Source organism: Rhodococcus sp. NPDC059968 (assembly GCF_042738615.1).
In the GTDB taxonomy this organism is placed as follows: Bacteria; Actinomycetota; Actinomycetes; order Mycobacteriales; family Mycobacteriaceae; genus Rhodococcus_F.
Map to the genome: position 1 here is coordinate 18,320 of NZ_JBHWUE010000007.1, position 17,894 is coordinate 36,213.

Sequence of the window (17,894 nt, forward strand, 5' to 3'; positions counted from 1 at the left end):
TGAGGGGACTCGGAAGATCCTATCCGGGTAGCGTTCGACCAGTACGGTTAGCTGATCCGCCGACAGAGGAGGAACCCCGTGCGACGCACACTTCCGGCCGTCCTGATCACCGTCCTGACCGCGCTGTCGCTGGCGGGGTGTGGGAACTCCGACTCGGGGCCGGTCATCGACCAGGTTCGCGAGGCCGGGGTCCTGAAGGTCGGCACCGAGGGCACGTACACACCGTTCAGCTACCAGGGCCCCGACGGTCAGCTCACCGGGTACGACGTGGATGTCATCCGCGCGGTCGGCGACAAACTCGGCGTCTCCGTCGAGTTCACGCAGACCCCGTGGGATTCGATCTTCGCGGGCCTCGAAGCGAAACGCTACGACCTCGTCGCCAACCAGGTGACCGTCAACGACGAACGCACCCAGAAGTACGACCTGTCGACGCCGTACACCTACTCCGAGGGTGTGATCGTCACCCGCGCCGACGACAACTCGATCACCTCGCTCGCCGACCTGAACGGCAAGACGACGGCGCAGTCGGCGACGAGCAACTGGGCACAGGTCGCCCGGGACGCGGGCGCGAACGTCGAATCCGTCGAGGGCTTCGTGCAGGCCATCACGCTGCTCAAGGACGGCCGCGTCGACGCCACCGTCAACGACAATCTGGCCGTCGCCGAATACCAGAAGCAGACGAGCGACACCGGTGTGAAGGTGGCCGCCGAGACCGGTGACACGAGCGAGCAGGCGTTCGCGGCCCGCAAGGACAGCGGCCTGATGCCCGACATCGACAAGGCCCTGGACGAACTGCGCGCCGACGGAACGCTCGCCCAGATCTCGCAGAAGTACTTCGGCACCGACGTCTCGGCGCCGACCAACTGAGAGACGGCCTGTGGACGACGCAACAGTCCAGCTGATCCTGGACAACCTGTGGCCGATGCTGAAGGCCACGGTCACCATGACGATTCCGCTGACGATCATCAGCTTCACCATCGGGCTCGTCATCGCGTTGCTGGTGGCGCTCGCCCGGATCTCGTCGATGAGACCGCTGTCGGTGATCGCCCGGTTCTACGTCTCCATCATCCGCGGCACGCCGCTCCTGGTGCAGCTGTTCATCGTGTTCTACGCGCTGCCGCAGTTCGGCGTGGTTCTCGACCCCTTCCCGGCGGCCGTGATCGCCTTCAGCCTCAACGTCGGCGGGTACGCCGCCGAGGTGATCCGGTCGGCGATCCTGTCGATCCCCAAGGGGCAGTGGGAAGCCGCGCAGACCATCGGCATGGGCTACAGCACCACACTGCAGCGGATCGTGCTGCCGCAGGCCGCGCGGGTGGCCGTTCCGCCGCTGTCCAACACACTGATCTCACTGGTGAAGGACACGTCGCTGGCGTCGACGATCCTGGTGACCGAACTGCTGCGCGTCGCCCAGCTCGCGGCCGCGCCCACCTTCGACTTCTTCGCCCTCTACAGCGTCGCTGCTCTGTACTACTGGGTGATCTGCATCTTCCTGTCGGCCATCCAGGGCCGGCTCGAAGCCCGACTCGACAGGTATGTGGCCCGATGACCGACACCCCTCCCCTGCTTCAGGTATCCGGCGTCGAGAAGTCGTTCGGCGACCATCACGTCCTGCGCGACATCAGCTTCGACGTCGGGGCGGGAACGGTGACCGTCATCATCGGGCCGTCGGGCTCCGGCAAGACGACGGTGTTGCGCACCCTCAACGCCCTGGATGTGGCGGACCGCGGGACGATCTCCATCGGCGACGTGTCCGTGGACTTCGGTGCCAAGGTGGACCGGTCGACGCTGGCCAGGTTCCGCGGGCAGAGCGGCATGGTGTTCCAGGCCCACAACCTGTTTCCGCACAAGACGGTGATCCAGAACGTCACCGAGGGACCGATCGTGGTGCAGAAACGACCCAAGGGCGAGGCGCGCGCGGACGCGATGCGGCTGCTCACCCAGGTCGGCCTGGCGGAGAAGGCGGACCAGTACCCGTATCAGCTGTCGGGCGGTCAGCAGCAGAGGGTCGGTATCGCCCGGGCACTCGCCCTGAAACCGAAACTGATGTTGTTCGACGAGCCCACGTCCGCACTCGACCCCGAACTGGTCGGCGAGGTGTTGCGGGTGATCCGGGATCTCGCGACCGAGGGCTGGACGATGGTGATCGTCACCCACGAGATCCGGTTCGCGCAGCAGGTGGCCGACCAGGTGTTGTTCGTCGACAACGGTGTCGTACTCGAACGCGGCACACCGAAAGACGTACTCGCCAATCCGACCGGGCCGAGACTGCGACAATTCCTGCACCGGATTCTCGACCCGCTGTGAACGGTCAGCGCAGGGATTTCTCCATGAGCACGACGCTCGGCCACTCCACCTCGAAGTCCCTGCGACCCACCAGGAAGAAACCCTGCTCCTCGTAGTAGTCGCGTAGCCGGGCGTTGGTTTCGACGCACTCGAGCCGGACGACGGACGCGTCCTCGGAGCGGGCGTGCTCGTCGACCCACCGGAGCAACTGGGCGCCGAGTCCCGCGCTGGCGTGCCGGCGGTCGGTCATGACGCGGGCCACGTAGGCGGCCGGAATGTCGTCCTCGATCCACACGTCCGGGTCGGTTCGCAGCACCCGCAGCGCCCCGACCACGATCCCCGCGAACAGCGCGACACGCCATTCTCCGAACTCGATCTGTTCACGAACGTCGGCGAGCGACACCTCACCCCGGGCGGGTGCGTCGAGTTCCCTGGCCAGGATCCAATCCTCAGCGTCCCAGTGCATCTGAACGATGTCTTCAGCCTGCTCGAGTACTGCCCGCTCCACGGTGACCGCCATGCACACACAGTAACCACCCTGCGGCGAAAACAAACCACCGCTGTACCCGTGTCGATCTGCGATGATGTTACTGAAGTTACAGTTACATTCTGGGACAGTTACCTCAGGCGGTGGTAGCGATGAAGCTGTTTCGTGCAGTGGTCCTGATGGCACTCTCCACCTGCGCGGCCGCGTATGTCTGCGCCCACCCCCCACGTGTGTCGGCCCAGCCCCTCGGGCCCGAATCCATTCTCCCGACCCCCATCCTGGACGACGACTTCTTCACGTGGCCGCCGAACGTCGCGGAGTTCGGCGCCGGCGAGATAATCCGCTCACGGCGGGTGACGCTCCGCGCGTTCCCGAATGTGCTGGTGCCGCACCGGGCCCACCAGATCATGGTGCGCTCCAACGATTCCAAGGACCGTCCCGTGCCGGTGACCGCGACGGTCCTCGTGCCGACCGCAGAGTGGACGGCACCGGGACCGAGGCCGGTGGTCGACTACAACATGCCCATCGACTCACTGGGCGCCCGGTGCACCCCGTCCTACAAGATGGTGCACGACGGGCAGACACTGGACCTGGACATCCCGCCGGTGCTGGCGTTGTTCCTCGCGAAGAACTACGCGGTGCTCGTGCCCGATCACCAGGGACCGCGGATGGCGTACAGCGCCGGACGAATGGCCGGTCACGCCGTGCTCGACAGTATCCGCGGCATGAAGCGTCTGCCCGGCCTCGGGCTCTCGAACAGTCCGGTCGTCGCCACCGGATACAGCGGTGGTGCGATCGCCACCGGCTGGGCAGCGCAACTGCAGCCGTCGTACGCGCCGGACGTCGAACTCGCCGGCGCCGCCGCGGGCGGGATCCCCACCGATTTCGGTTTGCTGCGCAGGACAATGAACGGCCAGCTCGGTTCGGGCCTGTACCTGTCGGCCGTCCTCGGGCTCGCCCGCGAGTATCCGGAGATGCTGACACTGGCGAATCCGCTCGGCGTGCTGCTGGCGACGTCCCCGCTGAAGGATCAGTGCATCCTGGCTCTCGCCCCGACCGGTATCGCCTCGCTTCCCGCCGAACTGTTCGCGTCCGTACCCGACCCGTTCGACTCCCCCACGGCACGAACGGTGGTCGCCGAGAACAGGATGGGCGCGCTCACCCCGGCCACGCCGGTGCTGCTCTATCACGGGTCGTCGCGGGTGTTCCTCGGCGACGAGTGGATTCCGGAGGAAGGGGTGATCGCTCTGCAGCGGGAGTGGTGCCGCGGCGGCGGCGACGTCACCTACGCCCCGCAGTTCGGCGAGCACCTCACCGCGGCCGTGGTCGCGCTGCCCGAGGTGGTGCGCTGGATCGACGAGCGCCTGGCCGGGGTGCCGGCGCCCGCGGGGTGCCGCTGACGGTTATCCGTGCACGTGCGGCAGCAGCAGATCGGCCTGACCGACCGCGACGACCCGCGCCTCGTCGAGCCACTTCGCGGTCTGCTCCCGAGCCCGCGTGATCAGCTCGTCGGCATCGCCGAAGTCGGCGGGACTCGTGTCCAGCGGGCACAGCGGGGGCACCACCCGGATGTCTGCGGCACTCTCGTACCGCTCGATGTCGAGGGCAAGCCGCTGATTGATCGCGAGGGTCACACCGAGCAGCCCCATGCCCAGGGCACTTCCGGGGACCTTGGACAGCGTGCACGCATATCCGGTGGGGAGTACCCACACGGTGGTGGCCCCCAGCTCGATCGCGTGGGAGATGGGGGTGTTGTTGACGACGCCACCGTCCATCAGCGCCCGGCCGTCGATCACCACCGGTGGGAGGATGCCCGGCAACGCCGCGCTGGCGGTGACGGCGTCGACGGCAGGCCCCGTCGACAACCGGACGTCCTTGCCGGTCAGCACGTCGGCGGCGATGACGTGCAGCGGAATGGGTGCGTCCTCCATCCGCTCGAACCGGAGATGCTTCTCCAACAACCGCTTGATGGCCCGGTTCGACACGAGATGGTTCCCGAGCCCGACGAAGCCGGTGAACCCGGTGAGCAATCCGGTGGGAAACACCGCGCTGCGCTTCAGCCCGCGCCACAGATCGGCCAGTTCACGAAGATCCGCGTCGGAGGAGCCGCCGGCGAGCCAGGCACCGTTGAGCGCGCCGACGGACGTGCCGACGATGAGGTCCGGCCGAAGTCCCCTGCCGATCAGGGTCTGCAACATGCCGACCTCGATGGCCCCGAGGCTCGCCCCACCCGACAGAACGAAAGCTGTTGTCATGCCGCCACCGTAACGGGTCAGCCCCGCCGGTACAGGCTCGCGATGTCGTCGGCGAAGCGCTCGGTCACCACGGGACGCTTGATCTTCAGGGTGGCGGTCAGTTCCCCGTCGGCCTCCGTGAGGTCGCCGCCGAGGACGACGAACCGTTTGATCGACTCCGTGTGCGACACGGTGGTGTTCGCGTCGTCCACCGCGTCCTGCAGATCCCCGCGCAGCTCCTCGTCGTCGCGCAGGTCCGCCACCGTGGCGTCGGACGGCTTGCCGTGCGTGGACTTCCACTTGTCGAATTCCTGCGGATCGACGGTCAGCAGGGCACCGATGAACGGGCGGCCGTCTCCCACCACCACCGCCTGCGAGACGAGAGTGTGCGAGCGCAGCCGGTCTTCGAGGGGCCCCGGCGACACATTCTTGCCGCCGGCGGTGATCAGCAGATCCTTCTTGCGGCCGGTGATGGTCAGGTAACCCTCGTCGTCCAGGTCGCCGAGATCGCCGGTGCGGAACCACCCGTCGTCCAGCACGTCCCGCGTGGCGTGTTCGTTGCGCCAGTAGCCGCCGAACACGACGCCGCCACGCAGTTGGATCTCACCGTCTTCGGCGATCCGCACGCTGTTGCCGCCCAGGGGCTGACCGACCGTCCCGATCTTCTGGGCGCCGGGCACGTTCACGCAGTGTGCGGCAGTCGATTCGGTGAGACCGTAACCCTCGTAGACCGGAACTCCCATGCCGCGGAAGAAGTGACCGAGCCTCGGGATGAGGGCCCCGCCACCCGAGATCGCCCACCAGCAGTCGCCGCCCAGGGCGGCACGGAGTTTCGCGTAGACGAGCTTGTCGGCGAGCGCACGCTCGAGCCGGAGCCGCAGCGACGGACCACCCGTGTCCTGCGCCTCGCTGTACGCCACCGCCGTGGCCTCGGCGAAGTCGAAGATCCGCTTCTGCAGGCCGCCTGCCGACGCCGCCTTGCGCGCCGCACCGTCCCGCACCTTCTCGAACACGCGGGGAACTCCGAGAATGGCGTTGGGCCGGAAGCGTTCGAATTCCCCCGTGACCGTGCCGAAGTCGGACCAGTGCGCCTGCGTCGCGCCGGCCTCGAACATCGCGAGCGACACCGCGCGCGCCAGCACGTGTGCCAGCGGAAGGAACGTCAGGACGCGGTTGCCCGGCCGGGCGACGTCACCGATCGGCGCCGCGAGCAACGCCCGCACCTCCGACAGGAAGTTCCGGTGTGTGAGAATGCAGCCCTTGGGACGCCCCGTGGTCCCGGACGTGTACACGAGCGAGGCGGGATCGTTGGCGGTCAGCGCCACCACGCGTTTGAACACCTCGGAATCGTCGATCGACAATCCGTCCCTGATGAGCGTGCCCACCGCGTCCTCGTCGATGGTGAGGATGCGCTTCAGCGTGTAGGGGATGCCGTCGCCTTCGAAGCTCGACGCGTGGGCCGGAGTCTCCACGAGCGCGGCGACAGCCCCCGAATCCTCGATGATCCACCGGATCTGGTCGTGCGAGGACGAGTCGTAGATCGGAACGGACGCGGCGCCCGCCGCCCAGATCGCGTAGTCGAGCAGCGACCATTCGAATCTCGTCGACGACAGCAGTGCCACGCGGTCGCCGGGCTGGACACCGTTGGCGATCAACCCCTTCGCGACCCCGATGACGAGCGCGCCGAAGTCCTTGGCCGTCACGTCGACCCACCCCCCGGACTCCGGACGCGTGTACATCACCCGATCCGGGTAGCTCTCGGCGTGCGCGAATACCCTCAGCACGGCGTTCTCGTGGTCGGAGACGGTGAACGTCGGGGCGCTGGTGTACTCACGCACGGGTGTCGTCTCCGATGCTGTCGTGGTCTGTGTCGCCGCCCTGGCGGAATTTCCGGAGGTGCCGGGCGAACGCGGCGATTTCACTGTCCGACCACGCGGCCACCCGGTCGCGGACTTCCTCCACCCGACGTGCGTCGGCGCCGGCCAGCACCGCGACGCCGCCGTCCGTGAGGCTCAGCGGGTGACCGCTGCGGAGCGGCCCCGGCTCTGCGTGCACCCATCCCTCGTCGATGCAGCCCCGGAGTTGACGCGACACCGTGGAGCGGTGCACGCCGAATGCGTCCGAGATCTGGGTGGCCCGGCATCCCGGATTGCGAGCGACGAAAGAGAGCAGCGAATGTTGAGCGAACGTCGGGGATCCGACGGGAGGACGGTCACCAGCAACCAGTTGACGGACGAGGCGGACGAGTTCGTCGTGGACGGCCACCACGCCCGATGCGGGCGTTTCCACCGACTCGACCTCGTTGTGTTGCACACCGCAACTGTATCCGACCACTCTGGCCTCGACCACCTGCACCTCGATTCCCGTTGTCCTTTGCTCGACTCACGTTCTGCCCATACTGCTATTGACGCTTCGGAAATTCCTTCGGCCGGAAACGTCACACGGTCACAATTGGAGAACGCTTTCCGTCCGCGGCTACCGGCCGGACAACGGGCGCCGTCAGAAATCCGTTGCGGCCGCGGGCCCGTCGATGCACTCTGTCCGCATGCTGATCAGACGCGAGAATCCGGCCGACATCGACGCGGTGGCGGAGGTGCACCGGCAGGCCTTCGACGGCGACACTCCCGTCGAGGTCGACCTCGTGACCCGGTTGCGGTCGAGCGACTCGTGGATTCCGCAGCTGTCCCTCGTCGCCGAACTGGCGGGGTCCGTCGCCGGCCACGTGTGCCTGACCCGCGCGACCGTCGACTCCACGGACGTACTCGCGCTCGGCCCGATCGGAGTACTCCCCGGCCTCCAGCGCGACGGCGTGGGTTCGGCACTGATGCACGCCGCGCTCGGCGGTGCCGATGCCAGGGACGAACCACTGGTGGCACTGCTCGGTCACCTCGACTACTACCCGCGATTCGGCTTCGTCTCCGGAACGTCGGTCGGGATCGAGCCGGACCAGCCGTCGTGGTCGTCCCACTTCCAGGTCCGCCCGCTTGCACGCTGGGATCCGAGCATCACCGGCACGTTCAGGTACGCCGCACCCTTCTACGACCTGTGACGTCGTATCCGCTGGTAGTTTGAGGTGGCACGTGTCATGGGGGTGAGCGGGAACCGAGGTAGGAAACGATGGAGCACGTGGCCGACGGCGCCGGAACAGGCGGGCCTGTGGATGCGTCTGTCACGACGACCATCGTCCGCCGGGTCCTTCCCGGCTGCGACGAGGAGTTCGCCGACTGGATCCAGACCGGACTCGGCCTCGCCCGGCTGTTTCCCGCATTCCTCGGCGGAGGATGGCTGAAGGAGAGCAGCACCTCCGATGTCTGCGTGATCGTGCTGAAGTTCGAAACCCAAGCCGCGCTGGACAACTGGTTGACATCTTCGTTGCGGAACGGGTGGCTGAGAACCGGCCGGAACATCGCGGTCGAGGAACCGGACGAGCCGGCGTCGGACGTGGAGAGCCTGTTCGAACGCCCTCGACGCCGGACCGCCGCCGGCCACGGTCAGGCGGACTCCCCGGGGATCTGCGCGCCGGACGGCATCCCCTCCCCCAAATAGGTCTGATAGAACGGCCGCCAGTCCGCGGACGCATCTCCACGGTGACCCGGCGCGCCGGAGCCGTCGAGGTGCCGGTCGAGGTCGGCGAGGCAGACACTCCACCCGGCGGCGTTCCTGGCCGCCGTATTGCGGACCTCGAGGACGTTGACGAGCGTCAGGGCGCACCCTTCCGCGGTCGGCTCGACCTCGAAGTGGATCTCGTCCCCGCCCCACGTGAACGCGAGCGTGTACGGGCCGCCGTAGACGAGGACCGTCCCCGTCTCGGGGTCACCGTGCGGTTCCGGGAAGAACTCGATGTCGCCACCGGCGCACGTGTCGATGCGAACCCGTGACGGAAACCAGTGCGCGAGCTCGTCCGGCTCGGACACCGCCTCCCACAGCCTCTGGACGGGAAACGGGTACGTGCACCGGAACCGCACGGCGGGACGACCCTTGAACTCGAAATACCTTCCGTGTATCACCGGCCCACTCCCTCGCTGTCGTACCTGACGACAGCTTGACACGGGAGGCCGTCGTCCACACCGAAGTTGGCCGACAATTCCGGGCACCCTCCTCCCTTCCTGTCGGACAACTCCCCTACGGTGGCGGAGTGACGTCGCCTTGGCCGGAGGGACAGGTCGCATCGGTCGCCCCCGATGCCGGCTCGCTCGCTGCCGCCGAAAGGCTGTCGGCCTCGTGGTCGGCGACCGGCAGCAACGGCGGCGCGCTCTGGGGACTGTGCCAGGGCAGCGGCAAGACCCCCTATCGATCGGTCGTCGACCTCTCCGGCCCGGCGTACAACTGCTCGTGCCCGAGCCGGAAATTTCCCTGCAAACACGCGCTCGGCCTGCTGCTGATCTGGTCGCGGGGCCGCGTCCCGGATCAGTCCGAACCGCCCCCGTTCGCGGTGGACTGGCTGAACCGCAGGGCGGGGCGGGCAGCCGCGCCGGCGACTGCGGCCATCAAGACGACCGGTGCGAAGGCCACCGAACGCCGGGCCGAGCGGGTGACGGCGGGCCTCGACGAACTCGACCTGTGGCTCACCGACCAGATCCGCGGCGGGCTCGGCGCAGCCGACATCTCGGCATCCGCGTTCGACGCCATCGCGGCCCGCATGGTCGACGCGCAGGCGCCCGGCGTCGCGTCCGCCCTGCGTCGCCTGCCGATCGTCGTGGCCACCCGAGCCGACTGGCCGGACCGGCTGCTCCGCGAGTACGCCAGGCTGCACCTTCTCGTCGTCGCCCATCGCCGTCTGAGCGAACTACCGGAACCCCTGCAGGCGTCGGTGCGCTCGCACGTGGGATACCCGGTGGCCACCGACAGCGTGCGCAGCGAGCCGGGAGTCCGCGACCGGTGGATGGTCCTGGGAATGCAGACCACCGAGGAGAAGCGCCTCTTCACCCGCAAGGTGTGGTTGATCGGCCGCGACCACGGTCGCCGCGCGATCCTCCTGGACTTCACGCACGGCTCCGCGAACTTCTCGACAGTGGTCCCGCCGCTCGGATCGCTCGTCGACGCGACCCTGCACTTCTACCCCGGCGCCGCACCGCTCCGGGCACAGTTCGGCGACGCCCACCAGGCCCCCGAACCGTTCACCACCGTCGCACCGAGCGACATCGACACCGCTCTCGACCACTTCGCCGCCGCGGTCGGAGCCGACCCGTGGGTCCGCTCGTGGCCGGCTCTGCTCACCGGCGTCACCCCGACATTTGACGACGGGCACTGGTTTCTCGTCGACGCGCAGGGGCGCGCGGTGCCGCTGTCCGGCGAAGACCCGGTCCTGTGGCGGCTCCTCGGAATGTCCGGCGGCCGGCCCGTCACCGTGTTCGGGGAGTGGACCAGCGAATCGCTGGTTCCCGTATCGGTGTTCGATCGCGGCGACGTGTACCCGCTCGGGGCCGGCACGCCCTCGGCCGCGACGGCGGGGAGTCGGCGATGAGCGAACTCCTGTCCGCCGCCCTGCTCGGCACGGCACGGTCCACCCCGTCGTTCCAGGATCTGGCCACCGGCGAACTGGCACAGGCACTCAGCGGTGATCCGGCGGAGACTCTGCTCGGCGCCGCCGCGCTCGAGAACGCGTACTACGACGGCGGAGTCGCCGCCTCCGCTCGCGTGCTGCCCGCACCCGCCGAGGACGATCCGAGGCTGCAGCTGCCGCCCGCGTCCGCGTCGCATCTGATGCAGTTGCTCGCGGCCAAGTCGTGGACGCTCACCGAGTGGTTCGCGGTCGCGGCCGAGCGGGATTACCGAGCGCCGGATCATCTCGTCGCCGACCTGATGGCCGTGGCCCGCACGAACGACACCCACCGCGAGAGCATCCTCCGACTGGTGGGCTCCCGCGGCCAGTGGCTCGCCGCGCAGAACCCGGACTGGTCGACGCTGGTCCGTCGGTCCGATCGCACCGACGTGTGGACGCACGGCGCACACCAGGAACGACTGCAGTGGCTCACGACGATGCGGGCGGTGAACCCGGCGATCGCGATGGCCGAATTGAGCCGCACCTGGGATTCCGAACGGGGCGAGCACCGGGCGGCGTTCATCGCGGTCCTGGGAACGGGGCTCGGCGACGCCGACTCCGCACTGCTCGAGCACGCACTCGACGACCGGCGGAAAGAGGTGCGCCAGCAGGCGGTCCAGTTGCTGCGGCAGCTACCGAACTCCGCCTACGCCGAGCGGATGGCCGCTCGCGCCCGGGCATGGGTGCGGGTGGAGAAGAAGCCGCTGCGCACCCGCCTCGTGGTGAACATGCCCGGTTCCCTGGACGATTCGGCCCGCCGCGACGGCATCGAGGACGTTCACTTCAAGAACAAGGGAATCCGTAGCTGGTGGTTGCGAATGGTGGTCACCGCCGCCCCCTTGTCGGTGTGGGAAGGCATGATCGGCTCCGCCTCCACCGCGTTGGAGATCCGGATCGAGGACCAGTGGCGGGAGGTGATGATGGAGGCGTGGACCACCGCCACCGTGCTGCAGCGCAATCCGCGCTGGGCGTCGGCTCTGCTGCACCAGGAAGGGCGGAAGACCGAACGTCGCGTAGTACCGATCGTCCCCGCTCGCGAACGCCTCGCATACATCCTGTCGGGTCGCGCCGACTCCTACCTGCTGGGCGTCGACGGCGCCGCCCTGTTCGACGGTCTGCCCCATCCCTGGCCGCTCGACCTGGCCGAGCGGGTGATCGCTCGCCTCGAGGACGTCGCCGGGCGGCACGCCGAGACCGGCAAGGACCTCGGGCAGTTCTCCCGGCACAGCCACTACTCGACCCTCCGCAGCGCCGAGACGCACTTCCCGTTCACGGCGGCGCCGCTTCTCCGAGCGGCCGCCGAACGCACCCGCGATCCCGGCTGGCACCAGGCATTCGCCACTGTCGCCACCAACATCGACCATCGCAGAACAGTCCTGAAGGAGCTCGAGTGACCGAGATCGCGGCCGCCCAGGCCGACCTGCTACGACCCCACGCCGAGCAGGCCTACGCCGACGAACTCGCCGCCCTCGCCGCGCACGACACCCGGCCCCGGCCACCGTCGTGGAAATTGTCTCCGTGGGCGGTCGTCATGTACCTGCTCGGCGGCGAACTCGACGACGGCACCGTCATCACCCCCAAATATGTAGGTCCCCGCCGGCTCATCGAAGTGGCTGTCGCGACGCTGGCGACCGATCGTGCGTTGCTTCTGCTCGGCGTCCCAGGAACCGCCAAGACGTGGGTGTCCGAACACCTGTCGGCGGCGGTCTCCGGCGAGTCGACCCTGCTCGTCCAGGGAACGTCGGGGACGCCGGAGGAGGCCATCCGGTACGGCTGGAACTACGCGCGCCTTCTCGCCGAGGGCCCGACAGCGGGCGCACTCGTTCCGTCCCCCGTCATGACGGCCATGCAGGGCGGGCGGATCGCACGCGTCGAAGAACTCACCCGCATTCCCGCCGACGTGCAGGACGCGCTCATCACCGTGCTGTCGGAGAAGACGCTGCCCATCCCCGAACTGGGCACCGAGGTGCAGGCCGCCAAGGGTTTCAACCTGATCGCCACCGCAAACGACCGCGACCGCGGGGTCAACGAACTGTCCTCCGCGCTGCGCAGGCGGTTCAACACGGTGGTCCTGCCCCTGCCCGCCAACGAGGAGGACGAAGTCGCCATCGTCGCGCGGCGCGTCGAGCAACTCGGGTCCTCGCTGGAACTGCCGGAGGTCCCGGCGACCGTCGACGAGATCCGGCGCGTGGTCACCGTGTTCCGCGAACTCAGGTCGGGCGTCACCGGCGACGGTCGCACGAAGCTGAAGTCGCCGTCCGGAACGCTGTCGACGGCGGAGGCGATCTCCGTCGTCACCAGCGGACTCGCCCTCGCCGCGCACTTCGGTGACGGGGTGCTCCGTCCGTCCGACGTCGCCGCGGGCATCCTCGGGTCCGTGCTGAAGGACCCGGTGGCCGACAAGGTGGTGTGGACGGAATACCTCGAGGCCGTGGTCCGCGAACGGGAAGACTGGGCCGACTTCTACCGCGCGTGCCGCGAGGTCACCGGGTGAACTCCGACGTCCGTGTCTTCGGCATCCGCCACCACGGGCCAGGTTCCGCACGATCGGTGCGTCGCGCGCTCGACGAGTTCGTCCCCGACGCCGTCCTGATCGAAGGGCCCGCGGACGCCGATCCGCTGGTCGCATTGACCGCCTCCGACACCATGGAACCGCCGGTGGCGTTGCTCGCGTATGCCGCCGGGGAGCCCAGGACGGCGGCGTTCTGGCCGTTCGCCGTGTTCTCCCCGGAGTGGCAGGCGCTGTCGTGGGCGGCCGGGCGCGGCGTCGACGTCCGCTTCTGCGACCTTCCGGCCGCCAACACCCTCGCCGCCGACGACTCCGAGCCCCGCTCCGAGGATCCACTGACCCAGTTGGCCGCCGCGGCGGGCTACGACGACACGGAACGCTGGTGGGACGCCGTCATCGAATCGGGGTCGGGGCCCGACTCGTTCGACGCGATCACCGAGGCCATGACCGCCCTCCGGGACACGGTCGAACTCGACGAACCCACCAGCAGGCGCGAGGCGTACATGCGCCAGACGCTGCGGAAGGTCATCAAGGGCGGCGCGCAGCGGATCGCGGTGGTGTGCGGCGCGTGGCACGCCCCGGCACTCGCGGGACCCCTCGGACCGGCCACTGCGGACGCACGAATCCTCAAGGGAATACCCAAGATCAAGACCTCGCTCACGTGGGTGCCCTGGACGCACTCCCGGCTGTCCGCGGCGTCGGGATACGGCGCCGGGATCACCTCCCCTGGCTGGTATCACCACCTGTTCACCGCACCGGACCGGACGATCACCCGATGGCTCACGAAGGTCGCGCGGGTGCTGCGGGACGAGGACCTTCCGGTGTCGAGTGCGCACGTCATCGAATCCGTCCGTCTCGCAGACACGTTGGCTGCGATGCGTGCGCGGCCACTGGCCGGGCTCTCCGAGGTCACCGAGGCCACCCGCGCCGTGATGTGCGACGGCGACGACGTCCTGCTCGACCTGATCACGCGGCGTCTCGTCGTCGGCGAGGCACTCGGCGCGGTCCCGGACGACACCCCGACGGTTCCCCTCGACGCCGACCTGCGGGCGCGGGCGAAGACTCTGCGGCTCAAGCAGCAGGCCACCGAGAAGACCATCGACCTCGACCTCCGCAGAGACAACGACGTCGCGCGGTCCCGGCTGCTGCACCGGTTGCAGATCCTCGGTGTCGGCTGGGGCACCCCGGCCGACAGCGACGTGCGCGGCACCGGCACGTTCCGTGAGACGTGGTCCCTCACCTGGAAACCCGAACTGGCGGTGTCGATCATCGAGGCGTCGCTGTGGGGCACCACCGTCGAGGCCGCGGCGACAGCGAAGGTGCGCGAGCAGGCGTCGGCCGGCGCCGTCTCCCTCGCCCAGCTCACCGGGCTGCTCGAGCAGTCCCTGCTGTCGGATCTCGGGGATGCGCTGGCCGAGTTGTTGCGGGCACTGGAGACCGCGGCCACGCTCGACCACGACGTGATGCACCTGATGGATGCCCTGCCCGCGCTCACCCGAACCCTGCGGTACGGCGATGTCCGCGGCACCGACGTCTCGTCCCTCACCCGCGTGACCGACAGCTTGCTCGTCCGCATCTGCGCGGGACTGCCCTCGGCGATGTCGGGGCTGGACGACGACAGCGCACTCGACCTGCGCCGCGCCGTCGACGACGTGCACGCGGCGGTGATGCTGCGCGACGACGACCGTGCGTCGGCGCGGTGGCTCGGCACACTCGGGGGCCTCGTCGACCGCAGCGACGTGAACGGCCTCGTGATCGGACGCATGGTCCGATTGCTCCGCGACGCAGGCACCGTCAGCGAAACCGAGTCCGCCACCCGACTGTCGCGGGCGCTGTCCGTCGGCGCCGATCCCTCCGCGAAGGCGGGGTGGGTCGACGGTTTCCTCGGCGGCGGCGGGCTGCTTCTGGTCCACGACCGGCAGCTGCTGCGACTGCTCGACGGATGGGTGTCGGGGCTGCGCGAACAGGACTTCGTCGATGTGCTGCCACTGCTGCGCCGCACGTTCGGCGGGTTCGAAACAGGGGAACGCCGGGCCATTGGACAGTCCGTGGAGGGCGGGTCCACCGCCGATGCCCGCGCCGAGGTCGACGCTCGGCGGGGCACGATCGCGATCCGGACCGTCGCGGACATTCTGGGGGTGAAGTCGTGACCGAAGACGCGGAGCGCCTCAGACGGTGGCGGCTGCTGCTCGGCAACGCAGCCGAGGAGTCCACCGGCGGTCTGACGTCCAAGACGGACGCGGCGATGGACGGCGCTCTGGCCGCCCTGTACGACACCAGCAGCGAAGGGTCGAAGAGCCGCCGTCGCGGCGCGGGTCTCGGCGGATCGGCGCCGAAGGTCGCGCGCTGGCTCGGCGACATCCGTACCTACTTCCCGAGCAGCGTCGTCCAGGTGATGCAGAAGGACGCCATCGACCGGCTCGGCCTCACCCAGTTGCTCCTCGAACCCGAACTGCTCGACGCCGTCGAACCGGACGTCCACCTCGTCGGCACACTGCTGAGCCTGAACCGGGTGATGCCCGAGTCCAGCAAGGCCACCGCCCGGATGGTCGTCGAGAAGGTGGTCCGGAAGGTGGAGGAACGGATCGCGCAGAAGACCAGGACCGCCGTCACCGGTGCGCTGAACCGGTCGGCCCGCATCACCAATCCCAAGTACCGCGACATCGACTGGAATCGCACCATCCGCGCCAACCTCGCGCACTACCTCCCCGAGTACAAGACGGTGGTGCCGGAGCGACTGCTCGGATACGGCCGCCGATCGCAGGCCGTGCACCGCGACGTCGTCCTCGCCATCGACCAGTCCGGGTCGATGGCGTCGAGCGTCGTGTATGCGTCCGTGTTCGGGGCGGTGCTCGCCTCGATGCGCGCGCTGAAGACGTCGCTGGTCGTGTTCGACACGGCGGTCGTCGACCTCACCGACAAGCTGTCCGATCCCGTCGACGTGCTGTTCGGCACGCAACTCGGTGGCGGCACCGACATCAACCGGGCCATCGCTTACAGCCAGTCACTGATCGACAGACCGGCCGAATCGCTGTTCGTGCTGATCTCGGATCTGTACGAGGGTGGGATCCGCGCGGAGATGCTGCGGCGGATGGCGGCGATGAAAAACGCAGGCGTCCAGGTGGTGGTCCTTCTGGCGCTGTCCGACGACGGCGCCCCGTCGTTCGATCACGACAACGCGGCGGCCCTGGGCGGGCTCGGCATTCCCGCGTTCGCCTGCACCCCGGACAAGTTCCCGGAACTGCTGGCGCTCGCACTCGAACGCGGCGACATCGGCAGGTGGGCGGACAGTCTCCGGACGGGGTGACCGGGGGTCAGCCGGCAGCCATCCGGCGGTCGCTGTGCAGTTCGGGGTGCGCGTCGGCGCGGATCCTGAGCAGGACCAGGCCGGAGACCGAGGCGACGATCAGCGATGCGACCGTCCAGGGAACGTGCAGTTCGGAGATCCCGACTCCCGCACCGACGAGTCCCACGAAAAGCAGGCTCCACATGATCGCTTTGAATGGACCGGACCCCATGGCAATGCTCCTTCACCGAGATTACGTACATCCCCCGTGAGTTCTGGTGTGCGCGCAGAACGTTAGCCGCGTCACACTGGGGTCCTCGTGCGACACGTCGGAAACGCTCTTTCCGATACCAATCCGAGACCTGGACCCGTGAGTACTTCTTAACCGCGGGCGGTTGAGAAGTACTCACGGGCGCAGCTAGATGATGCTGATGGTTCCCTGGGTGGTCGCCGACGCGAGCACCCGCAGGTGGTCGTCGGACCCGCCGAGGGTGTGCTCGATGGCGGTCAGCCGGCTCACGTAGTGGCCGACCGGATACTCGGCCGTCATGCCGATGCCGCCGTGCATCTGGATCGCTTCCTGCCCGATCGTGCGGGCGGAGCGGCCGATCTGCAGCTTGGCGCGGGAGGCGACCACCGGATCGACGGTTCCGTCGGCCAGCGACATCGTCGCGTAGAGACTCATGCTGCGAGCCAGTTCCAGCAGCACGTACATGTCGGCCGCACGGTGCGTGAGCGTCTGGAACTTCGCGATCGGGACACCGAACTGCTTGCGGGTTTTCAGGTACTCGGTGGTCAGTCGCAGCGCTTCCTCCATCGCGCCGACGGCCTCCGCGCACAGTGCCGCCTGCGCCCGGATCTGCGCGCTCTCGATCGCCGACGACGCGTCGCCGCCCTCACCGAGGGGCTCCGCCGGGGTGTCCGACAGTTCCACCTGCGCGGCCCGCAGTCCGTCGTGGGTCGCGTAGGCGGTGCGGGTCAAGCCGCTGGCGTCGGCGCCGACGAGGAACAGTCCGACCCCACCGTCCGGGAGTGCAGCCGTGACGACCAGGGTGTTCGCGCTGCCACCGTGCGGAACGGGGTTCTTGGTACCCGTGAGGGTCCACGCGTCGCCGTCCTTCTTCGCCGTCGTGGACACCTGGGTGGACGGCCAGCGCACACCCGGCTCCCGATCGGCGAAGGCCAGCAGGAGGTTGCCCTCCGACACGTCGGGAAGAATCCTGCGGCGCTGCTCCGTGCTGCCGGCCGCAGCGATCAGGCCGCCGGGGACGAGCACGGCGTCGAGGACGGGTTCGGGCGCGAGGCGCCGGCCGATCTCGGTCATCACCGACGCGACCTCGACAGGTCCGGCGCCCATTCCGCCGTCTTCCTCGTCGAAGCTCAGGCCCAGCAGTCCCACCTCGGCGAGTTGCTTCCACACCTGCGGGCTCCACCCCTGCTCGGTGTCGGTGATGGCGTTGCGCTTCTCCGCGTCGTAGCTACGTCCCAGCAGTTCACGAGTGGTGTCGCGCAGCAGTTTCTGTTCGTCGGTCAGTTCGAAGTCCATGTCACGC

The 17,894-nt window shown here is 68.6% G+C and carries 18 protein-coding genes; 11 read left to right on the forward strand and 7 right to left on the reverse strand.

Annotated features, from left to right (window positions below; genetic code table 11):
• Window positions 1-78 precede the first annotated feature (78 nt).
• Genes ACFWAY_RS09175 through ACFWAY_RS09185 form a run of 3 tightly spaced genes read left to right on the forward strand, consistent with a single transcriptional unit; the run spans window position 79 to window position 2,304 of the window.
• Window positions 79-867, forward strand: coding sequence for an amino acid ABC transporter substrate-binding protein (locus ACFWAY_RS09175; protein WP_011594807.1), 789 nt, complete (start codon window positions 79-81; stop codon window positions 865-867).
• Between the two features lie 10 nt (window positions 868-877).
• Entirely contained in the window at window positions 878-1,546 is a 669-nt protein-coding gene (locus ACFWAY_RS09180; RefSeq protein ID WP_378452293.1) for an amino acid ABC transporter permease, read from the forward strand.
• Complete coding sequence (locus tag ACFWAY_RS09185; protein ID WP_378510505.1) at window positions 1,543-2,304, forward strand: amino acid ABC transporter ATP-binding protein; 762 nt, start codon at window positions 1,543-1,545, stop codon at window positions 2,302-2,304. Before ACFWAY_RS09180 ends, ACFWAY_RS09185 begins: the two co-directional genes overlap by 4 nt.
• Before the next feature lie 4 nt (window positions 2,305-2,308).
• On the opposite strand, the gene ACFWAY_RS09190 is transcribed toward ACFWAY_RS09185, so the two are convergent.
• On the reverse strand, window positions 2,309-2,803 hold the full coding sequence (locus ACFWAY_RS09190) for a GNAT family N-acetyltransferase (protein ID WP_378452295.1): 495 nt from the start codon (window positions 2,801-2,803) through the stop codon (window positions 2,309-2,311).
• 119 nt (window positions 2,804-2,922) lie between these two features.
• On the opposite strand from ACFWAY_RS09190, the gene ACFWAY_RS09195 reads away from it, so the two are divergent.
• Entirely contained in the window at window positions 2,923-4,170 is a 1,248-nt protein-coding gene (locus tag ACFWAY_RS09195) for a lipase family protein (RefSeq protein WP_378452296.1), read from the forward strand.
• Window positions 4,171-4,173: 3 nt separating this feature from the next.
• Here the strand turns inward: ACFWAY_RS09195 and ACFWAY_RS09200 are convergent, their stop codons facing one another.
• The 3 genes from ACFWAY_RS09200 to ACFWAY_RS09210 are packed head-to-tail and all read right to left on the reverse strand — an operon-like array spanning window position 4,174 to window position 7,359.
• Entirely contained in the window at window positions 4,174-5,025 is an 852-nt protein-coding gene (locus ACFWAY_RS09200) for a patatin-like phospholipase family protein (RefSeq protein ID WP_378510506.1), read from the reverse strand.
• 17 nt (window positions 5,026-5,042) lie between these two features.
• Window positions 5,043-6,842: an AMP-dependent synthetase/ligase gene (locus ACFWAY_RS09205; protein ID WP_378452298.1), complete on the reverse strand. Its 1,800-nt coding sequence runs from the start codon at window positions 6,840-6,842 to the stop codon at window positions 5,043-5,045.
• A complete protein-coding gene (locus ACFWAY_RS09210; protein ID WP_378452299.1) occupies window positions 6,835-7,359 on the reverse strand; it encodes a MarR family winged helix-turn-helix transcriptional regulator in 525 nt (174 codons plus the stop codon). Before ACFWAY_RS09210 ends, ACFWAY_RS09205 begins: the two co-directional genes overlap by 8 nt.
• Before the next feature lie 190 nt (window positions 7,360-7,549).
• Here ACFWAY_RS09210 and ACFWAY_RS09215 point away from each other — a divergent pair, with 190 nt between their 5' ends.
• Window positions 7,550-8,053: a GNAT family N-acetyltransferase gene (locus tag ACFWAY_RS09215; RefSeq protein WP_378452300.1), complete on the forward strand. Its 504-nt coding sequence runs from the start codon at window positions 7,550-7,552 to the stop codon at window positions 8,051-8,053.
• 68 nt (window positions 8,054-8,121) lie between these two features.
• Window positions 8,122-8,550: a hypothetical protein gene (locus tag ACFWAY_RS09220; protein WP_378510507.1), complete on the forward strand. Its 429-nt coding sequence runs from the start codon at window positions 8,122-8,124 to the stop codon at window positions 8,548-8,550.
• On the opposite strand, the gene ACFWAY_RS09225 is transcribed toward ACFWAY_RS09220, so the two are convergent.
• Complete coding sequence (locus ACFWAY_RS09225) at window positions 8,496-9,011, reverse strand: SRPBCC family protein (RefSeq protein ID WP_378510508.1); 516 nt, start codon at window positions 9,009-9,011, stop codon at window positions 8,496-8,498. The two genes, ACFWAY_RS09220 and ACFWAY_RS09225, sit on opposite strands and share 55 nt — an antisense overlap.
• A 128-nt stretch (window positions 9,012-9,139) precedes the next feature.
• Between ACFWAY_RS09225 and ACFWAY_RS09230 the strand changes: the two genes are divergently transcribed.
• Genes ACFWAY_RS09230 through ACFWAY_RS09250 form a run of 5 tightly spaced genes read left to right on the forward strand, consistent with a single transcriptional unit; the run spans window position 9,140 to window position 16,362 of the window.
• Window positions 9,140-10,468, forward strand: coding sequence for an SWIM zinc finger family protein (locus tag ACFWAY_RS09230; protein WP_378510509.1), 1,329 nt, complete (start codon window positions 9,140-9,142; stop codon window positions 10,466-10,468).
• Entirely contained in the window at window positions 10,465-11,940 is a 1,476-nt protein-coding gene (locus tag ACFWAY_RS09235; protein WP_378510510.1) for a DUF5691 domain-containing protein, read from the forward strand. The genes ACFWAY_RS09230 and ACFWAY_RS09235 overlap by 4 nt, the downstream gene beginning before the upstream one ends.
• A complete protein-coding gene (locus ACFWAY_RS09240) occupies window positions 11,937-13,040 on the forward strand; it encodes an AAA family ATPase (RefSeq protein ID WP_378452305.1) in 1,104 nt (367 codons plus the stop codon). The genes ACFWAY_RS09235 and ACFWAY_RS09240 overlap by 4 nt, the downstream gene beginning before the upstream one ends.
• Window positions 13,037-15,205: a DUF5682 family protein gene (locus ACFWAY_RS09245; RefSeq protein ID WP_378452306.1), complete on the forward strand. Its 2,169-nt coding sequence runs from the start codon at window positions 13,037-13,039 to the stop codon at window positions 15,203-15,205. The genes ACFWAY_RS09240 and ACFWAY_RS09245 overlap by 4 nt, the downstream gene beginning before the upstream one ends.
• A complete protein-coding gene (locus ACFWAY_RS09250; protein WP_378510511.1) occupies window positions 15,202-16,362 on the forward strand; it encodes a VWA domain-containing protein in 1,161 nt (386 codons plus the stop codon). Before ACFWAY_RS09245 ends, ACFWAY_RS09250 begins: the two co-directional genes overlap by 4 nt.
• A 7-nt stretch (window positions 16,363-16,369) precedes the next feature.
• Here the strand turns inward: ACFWAY_RS09250 and ACFWAY_RS09255 are convergent, their stop codons facing one another.
• Both ACFWAY_RS09255 and ACFWAY_RS09260 read right to left on the reverse strand, forming a co-directional pair.
• Complete coding sequence (locus ACFWAY_RS09255) at window positions 16,370-16,573, reverse strand: hypothetical protein (RefSeq protein WP_378510512.1); 204 nt, start codon at window positions 16,571-16,573, stop codon at window positions 16,370-16,372.
• 186 nt (window positions 16,574-16,759) lie between these two features.
• Complete coding sequence (locus ACFWAY_RS09260; RefSeq protein WP_378452308.1) at window positions 16,760-17,887, reverse strand: acyl-CoA dehydrogenase family protein; 1,128 nt, start codon at window positions 17,885-17,887, stop codon at window positions 16,760-16,762.
• Window positions 17,888-17,894: the final 7 nt, after the last annotated feature.

Coding starts and splice junctions, on each gene's coding strand:
- ACFWAY_RS09185 (WP_378510505.1), top strand. CDS start 1,543: ATGACCGACACCCCTCCCCTGCTTCAGGTATCCGGCGTCGAGAAGTCG.
- ACFWAY_RS09190 (WP_378452295.1), bottom strand. CDS start 2,803: ATGGCGGTCACCGTGGAGCGGGCAGTACTCGAGCAGGCTGAAGACATC.
- ACFWAY_RS09195 (WP_378452296.1), top strand. CDS start 2,923: ATGAAGCTGTTTCGTGCAGTGGTCCTGATGGCACTCTCCACCTGCGCG.
- ACFWAY_RS09200 (WP_378510506.1), bottom strand. CDS start 5,025: ATGACAACAGCTTTCGTTCTGTCGGGTGGGGCGAGCCTCGGGGCCATC.
- ACFWAY_RS09215 (WP_378452300.1), top strand. CDS start 7,550: ATGCTGATCAGACGCGAGAATCCGGCCGACATCGACGCGGTGGCGGAG.
- ACFWAY_RS09220 (WP_378510507.1), top strand. CDS start 8,122: ATGGAGCACGTGGCCGACGGCGCCGGAACAGGCGGGCCTGTGGATGCG.
- ACFWAY_RS09235 (WP_378510510.1), top strand. CDS start 10,465: ATGAGCGAACTCCTGTCCGCCGCCCTGCTCGGCACGGCACGGTCCACC.
- ACFWAY_RS09255 (WP_378510512.1), bottom strand. CDS start 16,573: ATGGGGTCCGGTCCATTCAAAGCGATCATGTGGAGCCTGCTTTTCGTG.
- ACFWAY_RS09260 (WP_378452308.1), bottom strand. CDS start 17,887: ATGGACTTCGAACTGACCGACGAACAGAAACTGCTGCGCGACACCACT.